This window comes from Arthrobacter sp. 10T413_2, from assembly GCF_056394205.1.
Genome location: NZ_JBFTHK010000125.1, coordinates 1 through 13,257, shown reverse-complemented (window position 1 = coordinate 13,257; position 13,257 = coordinate 1). Strand labels below are relative to the sequence as shown.

Annotated in this window: 10 protein-coding genes; 7 read left to right on the top strand and 3 right to left on the bottom strand. The window is 67.7% G+C overall.

Going from position 1 to position 13,257, the window contains the following annotated elements; all coding sequences use genetic code 11:
- Positions 1-338: 338 nt before the first annotated feature.
- A complete protein-coding gene (locus tag AC1DBQ_RS16900; RefSeq protein ID WP_476929610.1) occupies positions 339-632 on the top strand; it encodes a putative quinol monooxygenase in 294 nt (97 codons plus the stop codon).
- A gap of 126 nt (positions 633-758) precedes the next feature.
- Here AC1DBQ_RS16900 and valS read toward each other — a convergent pair whose 3' ends face one another.
- Positions 759-3,377: a valine--tRNA ligase gene (valS, locus tag AC1DBQ_RS16895; RefSeq protein ID WP_476929609.1), complete on the bottom strand. Its 2,619-nt coding sequence runs from the start codon at positions 3,375-3,377 to the stop codon at positions 759-761.
- 50 nt (positions 3,378-3,427) lie between these two features.
- On the opposite strand from valS, the gene AC1DBQ_RS16890 reads away from it, so the two are divergent.
- Together AC1DBQ_RS16890 and AC1DBQ_RS16885 are read left to right on the top strand one after the other, a co-directional pair.
- Complete coding sequence (locus AC1DBQ_RS16890; RefSeq protein WP_476929608.1) at positions 3,428-3,817, top strand: DUF488 domain-containing protein; 390 nt, start codon at positions 3,428-3,430, stop codon at positions 3,815-3,817.
- 27 nt (positions 3,818-3,844) lie between these two features.
- On the top strand, positions 3,845-4,633 hold the full coding sequence (locus AC1DBQ_RS16885) for an SDR family oxidoreductase (protein ID WP_476929607.1): 789 nt from the start codon (positions 3,845-3,847) through the stop codon (positions 4,631-4,633).
- 43 nt (positions 4,634-4,676) lie between these two features.
- Here AC1DBQ_RS16885 and AC1DBQ_RS16880 read toward each other — a convergent pair whose 3' ends face one another.
- Positions 4,677-5,735, bottom strand: a complete 1,059-nt coding sequence (locus tag AC1DBQ_RS16880; RefSeq protein WP_476929606.1) for an endonuclease/exonuclease/phosphatase family protein — start codon at positions 5,733-5,735, stop codon at positions 4,677-4,679.
- Between the two features lie 445 nt (positions 5,736-6,180).
- Between AC1DBQ_RS16880 and ileS the strand changes: the two genes are divergently transcribed.
- From ileS to ndk, 4 genes are read left to right on the top strand one after another with little or no spacing between them, the layout of a single operon-like run.
- A complete protein-coding gene (gene ileS, locus AC1DBQ_RS16875; protein WP_476929605.1) occupies positions 6,181-9,528 on the top strand; it encodes an isoleucine--tRNA ligase in 3,348 nt (1,115 codons plus the stop codon).
- Positions 9,529-9,531: 3 nt separating this feature from the next.
- Complete coding sequence (locus tag AC1DBQ_RS16870; RefSeq protein ID WP_091253686.1) at positions 9,532-10,890, top strand: bifunctional folylpolyglutamate synthase/dihydrofolate synthase; 1,359 nt, start codon at positions 9,532-9,534, stop codon at positions 10,888-10,890.
- A 3-nt stretch (positions 10,891-10,893) separates the two neighbouring features.
- Positions 10,894-11,370, top strand: coding sequence for a DUF4233 domain-containing protein (locus tag AC1DBQ_RS16865; protein ID WP_476929604.1), 477 nt, complete (start codon positions 10,894-10,896; stop codon positions 11,368-11,370).
- A 52-nt stretch (positions 11,371-11,422) separates the two neighbouring features.
- Positions 11,423-11,836, top strand: a complete 414-nt coding sequence (ndk, locus tag AC1DBQ_RS16860; RefSeq protein ID WP_476929603.1) for a nucleoside-diphosphate kinase — start codon at positions 11,423-11,425, stop codon at positions 11,834-11,836.
- A gap of 102 nt (positions 11,837-11,938) precedes the next feature.
- Here ndk and AC1DBQ_RS16855 read toward each other — a convergent pair whose 3' ends face one another.
- Positions 11,939-12,610 (bottom strand): vitamin K epoxide reductase family protein, encoded by a 672-nt coding sequence (locus tag AC1DBQ_RS16855; RefSeq protein WP_476929602.1) that lies wholly within the window; start codon positions 12,608-12,610, stop codon positions 11,939-11,941.
- Positions 12,611-13,257: the final 647 nt, after the last annotated feature.

Genomic DNA, 13,257 nt, shown 5'->3' with positions numbered 1-13,257 from the left:
ACCGGCCCCAGTTCATCGAATGTGTCAGCCATGCGTATGACCTCCGTTTCTCCTTGGGTAGTATGCGATCCGACGGACCGCCGCAGCTTCATTCTGTGCACCCGGGGAGGGGCGGCGCCTCACCCGCACCGGGTGACCTCTCGCAGGGGGTCGGTATAGCCGGCGTTCGGGCGTTTGGCCGCGGAAGAAGACCCGGGTCCAGTGCCGAAGAAACAAGTCGGGAACATGCCCGGCGCCCCGGCTGTTGCTTCCAATGCAAGGGCAGCGGTCCCCGTGCCGTGATCTCCGGGCGTCCTGCCCGGTTGTGTCCTGTGCCCACCTGCGAACATTGGAGCCCCATGCCCGTCACAGCCCACCTTGACTTGATACTTAAAGCGGAAGCCCTGCCCACGGCACCAGCGGTACTCCGCGACATTCTGACTGACACACGGGCCTTTGACGGCTGCCTCGGAGTCGACGTACTCGTCGACAGCAACGATCCGGCGCATTTTCTCGTGGTCKAACAGTGGGCGTCGCTGGAACACGACGCCGCCTACCGCGCCTGGCGCGCGGGCGACGGCGCGAGCGGGCTGGGAGAACTCCTGGCCGCCCCGCCGGTCCTGACCCACTTCGGGACCTCCTTCGAGGTCTGAGGACAGCCAAACCAGAACAAACGCAACGAGGGCCCTCCGCCCGGCCTGATCCGGGCGGAGGGCCCACGTGGCCTGAGCCGGGCGGAGGGCCCTCGTCCTGGTTGGCTGAACTACGCCGCTACCCCGCTACGCCTGGGCGGGCTCCTCGGGAGCTGCCAGCACGACGCCGCTGACGGCMAACTCGCCGTCGCCGGCTACGAGCGAGATGTCACGCGCATTGGCCGCGGCCTTGAGGTCGGCCAGGCCTGCCTTCAGCTGGGTGATGATCGCCTCCGGTGCCGTGATGGCGGCAGAGAGCACCTCGGTGCGCTGCTTGACCTTGGCCTCGGACTTGGCCTTGCGGATGMCGCTGAGCGCCGTGCMGACCGTCGCCAGGAGGTTCGTGTCGCCGTCGATCCCGACCGCGGACGGCCACTGGGCGCGGTGCACGGAACCGGTGCGCCACCAGCTCCAGACTTCCTCCGTGGCGAACGGCAGGAACGGCGCGAAGAGCCGCAGGAGCGTGTCCAGGCTCGTCGCGAGGGCGGCCAGGACGGACGCCTGCTGCTMCTCGCCRGCGGCGCCGTAGGCACGGTCCTTGATGAGCTCCACGTAGTCGTCGGTGAAGTTCCAGAAGAAGCTCTCCGTGATCTGCAGGGCCCGGGCGTAGTCGTAGCCCTCGAACGCCTTCGTGGCCTGGTGGACGACGTCGGCGAGCTGGGCCAGGACGGCGCGGTCCAGGGGGTTGCTCAGCACGGACAGGTCGCCGGAAACCACCGAGTCCTCCGTGGCGCCCAGGTTCAGGACGAACTTGGAGGCGTTGAGGAGCTTGATGGCCAGGCGGCGGCCGATCTTCATCTGGGCGATCTCGTATGCGGTGTCTGCACCGAGCCGGGCGGAGGCGGCCCAATAGCGCACGGCGTCGGAGCCGTATTCATCCAGCACGTCCGTGGGGACAATCACGTTGCCCTTGGACTTGGACATCTTCTTGCGGTCCGGATCCAGGATCCAGCCGGAGATGGCAGCGTGCTTCCACGGCGCCGTGTTCTGGAGCGCGTCGGCGCGTACGGCGGAGGAGAAGAGCCAGGTCCGGATGATGTCGTGACCCTGCGGGCGCACGTCGAAGGGGTAGACCTTGGCGAAGAGTGCCTCGTCGGTGCTCCAGCCGCCCACGATCTGGGGRGTCAGYGAGGACGTGGCCCAGGTGTCCAKGACGTCAGCGTCGCCCGTGAAGCCGCCCGGCACGTCGCGCTGCGCTTCCTCGTAACCGGGTGCGGCGTCGGCGGCCGGATCCACGGGCAGCTGCGCGTCCGCGGGCAGGATCGGGGCGYCGTAGTCGGGGTTGCCGTCGGCGTCCAGCGGGTACCAGACCGGTACCGGGACACCGAAGAAGCGCTGGCGGGACACAAGCCAGTCGCCGTTGAGCCCCGAGATCCAGTTCTCGTAGCGGGAGCGCATGAAGGACGGGTGGAACTCGATTTCGTTGCCGCGGCCGATCAGCCGTTCGCGCCGGTCCTCGTCACGGCCGCCGTTGCGGATGTACCACTGGCGGGACGTCACGACCTCGAGGGGCTTGTCGCCCTTCTCGAAGAAGTTCACCGGGTGCATGATCTTCTTGGGCTCGCCGTCGAGCAGTTCCGCGGCGGCCAGGAGGTCCACCACGCCCTCCTTGGCGCTGAAGACGGTCTTGCCGGCGATTGCCGCGAAGTTGGCGCGGCCTTCCTCGGTGGTGATCCACTCCGGGGTCTCGCCGATGATGCGGCCGTCGCGGCCCACGATCGCGCGGGTGGGCAGCTGCAGTTCTCGCCACCACGTGACGTCGGTGAGGTCGCCGAAGGTGCAGACCATGGCGATGCCCGAGCCCTTGTCCGCCTTCGCGAGCGGGTGGGCCTTGACCTCCACCTCGACGCCGAACAGGGGAGAGGTGACCTTCTTGCCGAACAGCGGCWGGTACCGCTCGTCGTCGGGATTCGCCACCAGCGCGGCACACGCGGCCAGCACCTCGGGGCGGGTGGTCTCGATGAAGATCTTCTCGCCCTCGGCGGTGAAGAACGGGTAGCGGTAGTAGGCGCCCGCGACTTCGCGGTCCTCAAGCTCGGCCTGGGCCACCGCGGTGCGGAAGGTGACATCCCACAGGGTGGGCGCCTCGGCCATGTACGCGTCGCCGGCACTCAGGTTGGCCAGGAAGGCCCGCTGGGAGATCGCGCGGGACTTGTCATCGATCGTCCGGTAGGTCAGGTTCCAGTCCACGGACAGGCCCAGGGTCTGGAACAGGTGTTCGAAGACTTTCTCGTCMTCGACCGCGAGCTCCTCGCACAGCTCGATGAAGTTCCTGCGGGAGATGACGTCGAAGTCGCGCTGGTTCTTGGCGGGCTCGGCCGGGGGACGGTAGCCGGCGTCGTAGGAGATCGCCGGATCGCAGCGCACGCCGTAATAGTTCTGCACGCGCCGCTCGGTGGGCAGGCCGTTGTCATCCCAGCCCATGGGGTAGAAGACGTTCTTGCCGGTCATACGCTGGTAGCGGGCCAGGACGTCGGTCTGCGTATAGGAGAACATGTGTCCGACGTGGAGGKAGCCCGACGCCGTCGGCGGGGGAGTGTCGATCGAGTAGACCTGCTCCCGGGTGGTGTCCGGGTTGAACTTGTAGGTCCCTTCGTCAAGCCAGCGCCGGGTGAGGGCGCCTTCCAGCCCCTCCAGGGCGGGCTTGTCCGGAACGTTGATKGGGGCGGTGGTGGGCGTGTCTGTACCCTGATTGTCTTCAGCCATGGGTCAATTCTTCCACGGCCCGCAGCGCCGACCTGCAGTAGCATGCGCAAATGGACAATTCTCCGGAAACCGGTGCCGGAACCTTCGTGATCAAGCGGGTCTATGACGCCCMCGCGGACGACGACGGCTGCCGGGTTTTGGTGGACCGGCTCTGGMCGCGGGGCGTCAGCAAGGAACGGGCCCGGTTGGACCTCTGGCTCAAGGACGTGGCGCCCTCCCCGCCGCTGCGCACGGAGTTCGGGCACATGCAGGAACGGTTTGCGGCGTTCCGGGCGGCCTACGAGGCCGAGCTCGAAACCAACCCGGCCCTGCAGACGCTGTACGCGCTGGCGGCAGAACACGGGAAAGTGACGCTCCTGTTCGGGGCGCGGGACCCGGAGACCAACCACGCCCGGGTGCTCAAGGAGTTCCTGCAGCACGGCGGCCACAGCGGGAACTGAGCCCGGCATTGCCGTTAGGGTGGTGCCATGACTGAGGGAATCGACAACAACGCAAAAGTAGCCCCGGCAGCAGCGGCCAAGGCAGCCGTGGTCACCGGCGCCAGCACCGGGATCGGCGAAGCCACCGTGCGGGCGCTCCGCAAGGAAGGCTGGACCGTGTACGCGGTCGCCCGCCGCGCGGACCGGCTCGAAGCGCTCGCCGCCGAGACCGGCGCCGTMGCGCTTCCGGCCGACGTGACCGACGACGCCGACGTCGCCCGGCTCCTCGACGAGGTGACCCGGGCCGGCGGCATCGACACCCTGGTCAACATCGCGGGCGGGGCCCGCGGCGCCGACACGGTGGCCGACGCGAAGACCGGGGACTGGGAATGGATGTACCAGGTCAACGTGCTGGGCAGCATGAAGCTGATCCGTGCGTTCCTGCCCATGCTGCGGGCCTGTGGGGAAGGCACCATCCTGAACCTGACCTCGACCGCCGGGTACGCGGCATACGAGGGCGGCGGCGGCTACAACGCGGCCAAGTTCGCCCAGCACGCCCTGACCGGCGCCCTGCGGCTCGAGGAAGCCGAACACAACGTTCGCGTGATCGAAGTGGCCCCKGGCATGGTCTACACGGAGGAGTTCGCGCTGAACCGCCTCGGCGACCAGGACGCGGCCGCCAAGGTCTACGCCGGGGTCGAGAAGCCGCTCTCCGCCGAAGACGTTGCGGACGTGGTCCGCTACGCCGTCTCCGTCCCGCACCACGTCAACCTGGACGAGATCGTGATCCGCCCGGTAGCCCAGGCCTCCAACTTCAAGGTGATCCGCAAGGCCTGAGCCGGCCCCCGGCACTGTGCCGTCGCGTCTCGCGACGCGGGGGTCAGCCGTCGGCCGGCACGGACAGCGTGACCAGAACMGCAGCGTGGTCCGTCCCGGCCACAGGCAGCACGGAGTAGCCGTGGCTGCGCACGTGCGGGCTGGTCACGATGTGGTCGATCACCACGCCGGGCAGCGGCGGGCCGGCCTTGGGCCACGTCGGAACCAGGCGGGCCAGGGCCGCGACCCCGGCGTCGACGAGGGTGCCGCCGTCGTCGGCCGCGCCCTGGCCGCCCGGACCGCCCTTGAGCATCTGGCGGAACTCGGCGTGGTCGTAGGTGGCATTGAAGTCGCCCAGCAGCAGCACGTTGCCCGGACGGTCGGCAAGGCGGCCCACAGCGGCCAGTTCGCTGCGCCACTGTCCGGCCTGGCCCCACACCGGAGCCTTCGTGTGCACATTGGTCACCGAGAGGGAGACCTGCCGGCCGCCGGCGTGGGAGCCCGGATGCGGGCCCAGGTCCAACTGGACAGTGGCGATGTGGAAGGCGGAGCCGCGCAGGGCGTCCTCCGGGGTKATCGGCCGGGACGAATACACGCCGCCGCCGCCCGCACCGACCGTCGGGCGGCTGATCCGGTAGGGCAGCAGTGCGTCCAGCCCCTCGGCGTCGAGCCGTTGTTCCAAGGCCGGGGAGAGTTCCTGGATGGCCAGCAGCCCGACGCCGTTCTCGCGCACCAGCCGGACCACCTCCGCGGCGTCCGCCTGGCCTTTCCAGGCGTTCAGGGTCATCACCTTCAGTTCGGCCGCGGGCTGCTGCCCCGTGTCCTGCGGCGGATCACCCGGGCGGCCCGGCAGCCCGTCCGCTAACCGGTCCGGCGGGAACAGCCAGAGCAGCTGGAGGGCCAGCAGGGCACTGGCGGGCAGCACCGCCCACGGACGGCGTCCCGGCAGGGCCAGCAGGACGGCGGCCCCGGCGGGAAGCACGAACAAGGGCGTGAAAGCCACGAGCTGCACCACCGGGGACGGCCACGGCGCCGGGACCGCCCGGAAAAGGGACACCACGGCCACGGGCGCGGCGCACAGGGCCGAGGACACCTGCCAGCGGCGGCTCGCGCGGCGGCTCATCACGGGTCGGCCCGAGGCGGCCGGGGGTCGGTCATGGCAAGAGTCTAAGCAGTCCKGCCGTTCGCGTCGCCCCTGAGGGCACGCTTGCCGGGCCGTGTCACTGCCTGTCACTGCCGGCCGCTCCATTGGGGGCAATGATTTGCAGTAACATCGACGTAGCAGCTTTGACCCGGCCATCACCGGTGAGCTTCCGGAAGAACACCCCCGCGTGCGGTGGCGACGTAGTCGCGGCAGCGCGTGCAGGGCGAGTAGAACCGGACGGGTAAGCCCGTCACAGCAGTAATGAGCGGCCGACGCCGGCGCAGCCCCTTTCCCGAAAGGGTGCGGGCCCGGTGGCGGTAAGTGAGGTGGTACCGCGGTGCCGGTGCTGTCGAAAGACAGTGCAGGAGCCGTCCTCGCATCCTGAATGAATACATGTGTTCGCCGCTCAACCCAGGATGTCGAGATGACCCATTACCCCAAGGCCTCAGCCGCACCCGCCGGTTCCACCACCTCTGCTTCCAACGCCGCAGGCGTCTCCGCCTCTGTGAAGTTCCCGGAGATCGAAGAGCGCATCCTCAAGTACTGGGACCGGGACGGCACCTTCCAGGCCAGCATCGACCAGCGCGACGCCGGCCAAGACGGCAGCAACGAATTCGTCTTCTACGACGGCCCGCCCTTCGCCAACGGCCTGCCGCACTACGGCCACCTCCTGACCGGCTACGCCAAGGACCTCGTAGGCCGCTACCAGACCCAGCGCGGCCGCCGCGTGGAACGCCGCTTCGGCTGGGACACGCACGGCCTGCCCGCCGAGCTGGAAGCGATGAAGCAGCTGGGCATGACGGACAAGACMCAGATCGAGGCCATGGGCATCGACAAGTTCAACGATGCCTGCCGTGCCTCYGTCATGAAGTACGCCGACGAGTGGAAGAGCTACGTCACCCGCCAGGCGCGCTGGGTGGACTTCGAGAACGATTACAAGACGCTCAACGTCGAATACATGGAGTCCGTGCTCTGGGCCTTCAAGCAGCTGCACGAGAAGGGCCTGACCTACAACGGCTACCGCGTGCTGCCGTACTGCTGGAAGGACGAGACGCCCCTGTCCAACCATGAACTGCGCATGGATGACGACGTCTACAAGAACCGCCAGGACCAGACCGTCACGRTCACCTTCCCCATCACGGCAGGGGAGTCGGAGCTGTCCAGGCAGCTCGCCGGTGTGCAGGCGCTCGCCTGGACCACCACCCCCTGGACGCTGCCCACCAACCTGGCGCTCGCCGTCGGGCCGGCCATCAGCTACGTGGTCCTGCCGGCCGGCCCGCACGGGATCAAGGCCTCCGCGGCCGAAGCTCCCGTCACGGGCAGCTTCCTGCTCGCCGCGGACCTCCTGGGCGCCTACGCCAAGGACCTCGGCTACGGCGACGGCGCTGAGGGCGTGGCTGCCGCCGAGGCCGCCGTCACCTCCCGCCACACCGGCGCCGAGCTCGAAGGGCTGACGTACGCTCCGCTCTGGGACTACTTCCACGACGCCGAAAAGTACGGCACCGAGAACGCCTGGCGCTTCCTCGTGGCCGACTACGTCACCACCACCGACGGCACCGGCATCGTCCACCAGGCGCCCGCCTATGGTGAAGACGACCAGAAGGTCTGTGAAGAGGCCGGCATCMCCGTCGTCCTGTCGGTCGACGAGGGCGCCAAGTTCCTGCCGCTGTTCGGCCACGGCGACCTCGCCGAAATCGCCGGCCTGCAGGTGTTCGAGGCCAACAAGCCCATCACCCAGGTGCTCCGCGCCCAGGGCCGCCTGGTCCGCCAGGCCAGCTACGAGCACAGCTACCCGCACTGCTGGCGCTGCCGCAACCCGCTGATCTACCGCGCAGTGTCCTCCTGGTACGTCGAGGTCACCAAGTTCAAGGACCGCATGTCCKAACTCAACCAGGAGATCAACTGGATCCCGGGCAACGTCAAGGACGGCCAGTTCGGCAAGTGGCTCGCCAACGCCCGCGACTGGTCCATCAGCCGCAACCGCTACTGGGGCAGCCCCATCCCGGTGTGGCAGTCCACCGACCCGGACTACCCCCGCACCGACGTCTACGGCTCGCTCGCAGAGATCGAGGCCGACTTCGGCCGCCTGCCGCTGAACAACKACGGCCAGGTGGACCTGCACCGGCCCTTCATCGACGACCTCACCCGCCCKAACCCGGACGACCCCCGCACCCCGGAGGAAGGCCAGTCCGTCATGCGCCGCGTCGAGGACGTCCTGGACGTCTGGTTCGACTCCGGCTCCATGCCCTACGGGCAGGTGCACTATCCGTTCGAGAACGAGGAATGGTTCGACACCCACAACCCGGCGGACTTCATCGTCGAGTACATCGGCCAGACCCGCGGCTGGTTTTACATGCTGCACATCCTCTCCACCGCGCTGTTCGACCGGCCAGCCTTCCGCAACGTCATCAGCCACGGCATCGTCCTGGGCTCCGACGGGCAGAAGATGTCCAAGAGCCTGCGCAACTACCMKGACGTCTCCGAGGTCCTGGACCGCGACGGCTCCGACGCCATGCGCTGGTTCCTGATGTCCAGCCCGATCCTGCGCGGCGGCAACCTTGTGGTCACCGAGCAKGGCATCCGCGACGGCGTCCGCMAGGTMATCCTGCCGCTGTGGAACGTGTACAGCTTCTTCACGCTGTACACGAACGCCGCTCATGGTGCGCAGGGGTATGACGCGAAGCTCCGCTACGACGGCTACGCCGACACCCTGGACCAGTACCTGATGGCCAACACCGGGGACCTCGTCCGGAACATGACCGCCCAGCTGGACAACTACGACATCTCCGGCGCCTGCGACGAGCTGCGCAGCTACCTGGACATGCTCACCAACTGGTACGTCCGCCGCAGCCGCCAGCGCTTCTTCGACGAGAACGTCGACGCCTTCGACGCGCTCTACACGGCGCTGGAAACGGTCTGCCGGGTCGCGGCCCCGCTCCTGCCGCTGGTCACCGAGGAAATCTGGCGCGGCCTGACCGGCGGCCGCTCCGTGCACCTGGCCGACTGGCCGGACGCCGACCTGTTCCCGGCCGACGCCGACCTCGTCGAGGCGATGGACCGTGTCCAGCAGATCTGCTCCACCGGATCCTCCCTGCGCAAGGCCGCAAACCTCYGCGTTCGGCTKCCGYTGCAGGAACTCACCGTCGTGGCACCGGGCGCGGACGCGCTGGAAGGCTTCGCCGCCGTCGTCGCCGATGAACTGAACCTGCGCTCGGTCCGCTTGCTCGACGCCGAGAACGCCTCCCCGGAGGAGTTCGGCATCGAGCAGAAGCTCGTGGTGAACGCCCGCGCCGCGGGCCCGCGCCTGGGCAAGAACGTCCAGCAGGCCATCAAGGGCTCCAAGTCCGGCGACTGGTCGGTCAGCGACGAAGGTGTGGTCACCGCCGGCGGGCTCGAGCTCGAGCCGCAGGAATACACCCTGGAAACCGTCGTGGCCGAGGCCGCCGAAGGCGGGGGATCCCGCGCGGCGGCCGTGCTGCCCGGCGGAGGTTTCGTGGTCCTCAACACCGAAGTCACCCCCGAACTGGAAGCCGAAGGGGCGGCCCGCGACATGGTCCGCGCCATCCAGCAGGCCCGCAAGGACGCCGGACTCAACGTCAGCGACCGCATCCACACCACCGTCACCGCCAAGCAGGACATCATCGATGCCCTCCTGGCCAACGCGGGACTCGTCACCACCGAAACCCTGACGGTCCGGCTGGACACCGTCCCGGCCGACGTCAAAGAACCGCAGGTCAGTGTTGCCAAGACCGCTGCAGAAGTAGGGGCCTGAGCCATGACCGACGAATTCTCCGTAGAAAGCGTGTACGCCGAGCTCCTCGGCCGGGCGCCGGAAAACAAGATGGAGCCGCGGCTCGCCCCGCTGTACCGTGCCATGGAGATCCTGGGGGAGCCGAACAAGGCCTTCCCGATCATCCACGTCACGGGCACCAACGGCAAGACCTCCACGGCCCGGATGATCGAAGCCGGCCTGCGGGCCCACGGCCTGAGCACCGGCCGCTACACGAGTCCGCACCTGTCCAAGGTCACCGAACGGATCAGCATCGACGGCGCCCCGGTGCCGGACGAGACCTTCGTCCGGATCTGGGACGAGATCCGCCCCTACCTGCAGATCGTGGACAGCGAACTCGAGGCCGAGGGCCAGCCCCGGCTGACGTACTTCGAATGCCTGACCATCCTGGGCTTCGCGGTCTTCGCGGACCAGCCGGTCAATGTCGCCGTGATCGAGGTGGGCCTGGGCGGCATCACCGACGCCACGAACGTCGGCGACGGCCAGGTGTCCGTGGTCACCCCGATCTCCCTGGACCACACGGAACTGCTGGGCGACACCACCGGGGACATCGCCTACGAGAAAGCCGGCATCATCAAGCCCGGCGGCTTCCTCATCAGCGCGGCGCAGCCGGTTGACGCGGCCCAGGTCTTGCTGGAGAAGGCCAAGGAAGTCAACGTGCCGTTCCGCTTCGAGGGCGTGGAGTTCGGCGTCGAATCCCGCACCGTCGCCGTCGGCGGCCAGATGGTCACCATCCAGGGCATCGCCGGCCGCTATGAGGACCTGCTGGTGCCGCTGCACGGCGCGCACCAGGCCGAGAACGCCGCCGTCGCGATCGCCGCGCTCGAAGCGTTCTTCGGCGCGGAAAAGGCGATCGACGCCGAGATTCTGCAGGAGGCCTTCGCCTCCGTCACCTCTCCGGGCCGGCTCGAGGTGGTCCGCACCGCGCCGACMATCATCGTGGACGCGGCCCACAACCCGGAAGGTATCCGGGTCTCCGCCGAGGCCATCCACGAGGCCTTTAACTTCACCAAGCTCGTGGTGGTGGTCGGCGTCCTGCGGGAAAAGGATGCCGAGGAGATCCTCCGCCAGCTCAAGGAATCCTTGGGCGGGCTCGCCACCGAATACTGCTTCACCGAGTCCAACTCGCCCCGGGCCGTCCCGGCCGAGGACCTTGCCGAGATCGCGATGGATCTGGGCTTTGGCGAGGACAACATCCATGTCGCCGCGAAGCTCGACGACGCCCTGGAATGGGCCGTGGAACGCGCTGAGGCCGACGACGAACTCGCCGGCGGCGTCCTGGTCACCGGGTCCATCACGCTAGTTGCCGATGCCCGGATCCTGCTCGGAAAGGCGGACGCCTAAGCAATGGCCAGACTCACCAAAGCCCAGCGCGAATGGCGCCCGGGCATGCCCAAAAAGCGGCGTTCCACCAAGGTCATGTTCGCCTCCACGGTCCTGCTGCTGGAAGCGTTTGTGGTGCTGTTCGGGACGCTGGCCGTCTTTGGGCTCCACCGGAACGAGTTCCCGCCGGCCCTGGTCTTCTCGGTCGGAATCGGGCTGTGCCTCATGTTCGTCCTGACCTGCGCGGTCCTCTCGAAACCGTGGGGAGTGGCCCTGGGCTGGATCCTGCAACTGGTCCTGATCCTGGGCGGCCTCGTGGAGCCCGCCATGTACCTCGTCGGCGCCCTCTTCGCCGTGTCCTGGTGGTACGGCATCCGCACCGGCATCCGGATTGACCGGGAGRCGGCCCAGCGGGAACGTGAACAGGCTGAGTGGGAAGCGGCCCATCCCGCGGGCAGCGGGCCGGAACAAACGCCCGGCGCCGACGCCCGGAACACGTAGCCCGAACCCCGTAGACTTGACCCGAACCCCACCCCAACACATTGGAGCAGCTGTGAGCATTGAGCGCACTCTCGTCCTGATCAAGCCCGACGGCGTCGCCCGCAACCTGTCCGGCGCCATCCTGAGCCGGATCGAAGCCAAGGGCTACACCCTGGCCGAGCTCAAGAAAGTCGATGCGAGCCGGGAGCTGCTGGAGCAGCACTACGAGGAACACGTCGGCAAGCCGTTCTACGAGCCGCTGGTTGAGTTCATGCTCAGCGGCCCGGTTGTCGCCGCGATCTTCGAGGGACACCGCGTGATCGAGGGCTTCCGTTCCCTCGCCGGCACCACGGACCCGACCACGGCGGCGCCCGGCACCATCCGCGGGGACTTCGGCCGCGACTGGGGCCTGGCCGTGCAGCAGAACCTGGTCCACGGCTCGGATTCGGTGGAGTCCGCCGAGCGCKAGATCAAGATCTGGTTCTAGCCCTCATTTCCGGGCGTACCCCGCACCKGGGTGACAGAAAGGCCAATGAACGCGTGCGAACATTGGCCTTTTCTGTCAGTTCGTTTCCCCTGGGCGAGGTTCCTAGTACCCGGAGGTCCCGATGAAGACCTGGATGAAGGCGAAAAAGATCGTGGCGATGACGGCGACGTAGAGCAGCGCCGTGATGATCCAGCCGGCGTCGCCCAGGACCCTGGTGGGGCCGGCCGGCAGGGCGATCACGCCGTGGGAGATGTTCCGGATGGTCACCCAGACKAACATCGGGATCATCATGGCCCAGACGATCATGCAGAACGGGCAGAGGATGTGGATGGAGTACAGGGCCTGGGACCAGAGCCAGACCACGAACACGAAGCCCAGGGTCACGCCAGTCTGAAGCCCCAGCCAGTACCAGCGGGGGAATCTGGCGCCGGCCAGGATGCCCATGGCTGTGGTGATGATCACCGCGAACGCGACGATTCCKATGAACATGTTCGGGAAGCCGAACACGGAACTCTGCGGCGTCTGCATGACCTGGCCGCAGGAGATCCACGGGTTCACGTCGCAGATCGTGACGTGGTTCGGGTTTTTCAGGACCTCGAGCTTCTCCAGCACCAGGGCGCCGGACGCGAGCCAGCCGATCACGCCGGTGATCAGCAGGAGCCAGGCGAACGGCCGGTCGCGGGTCATGGTGGGAAGGGGCCGGTCCGCGGGGGCCGGTCCGGAACCMGGTTGGTGCGCGGTCGCGTCACCGGCAGTGCTGGAGATGCTGGGCATGGAATATGAGTCCTTTTGATCGGGTGCTTCTGGCCCCGATTCTAACGCCGCGGGCTGGACGGCGCCGGGAAACGCCCCTGTCTGTCCCGTCGCGGCCCGCAGCCGGGGGCACTTCCGGCCTTGCCTACGCCAGCTTTGACGKCTGTTGTGAKACAATGATCGTGGCTGGAACCCGATCCACATCCGGATTCCGGTCCGGCGATTTTGTTTCAAGACCGCCAATGATGAGCAGGGAGCTGCGGATCCTCTGATTCCAGCTGTCCCGCAATGCCATTGGACGGCACCTGGTTGTGGCGTGTAGGTCAACGGGTTCCAAAACAATCTCGCCGGCMCTCCAGGGCTGCCGCACCCCACTGCCGGTGCGAACCTGAGGGTATCCAATTGACTTCTGTCAATGCCTGCGGGTGTTGACGCATATTTGCCCCGACGGGCGCCGAATGTGGCGGCGCATCAGGGGCAGGAGTGTCGCCACATATGGATAATGATCAGGTTGTAGCCGGTAACGAAGAACTAGTTGTTGCCGAGGAAACGCAAGAAACAGCCGTAAATGCGGAAGCAGAGGCTCCGGTAGCGCCGAAGAGGGCCGTCCGGACCCGCCGCAAGGCACCAGCGCCGAAGAGGGCCGTCCGGACCCGCCGCAAGGCACC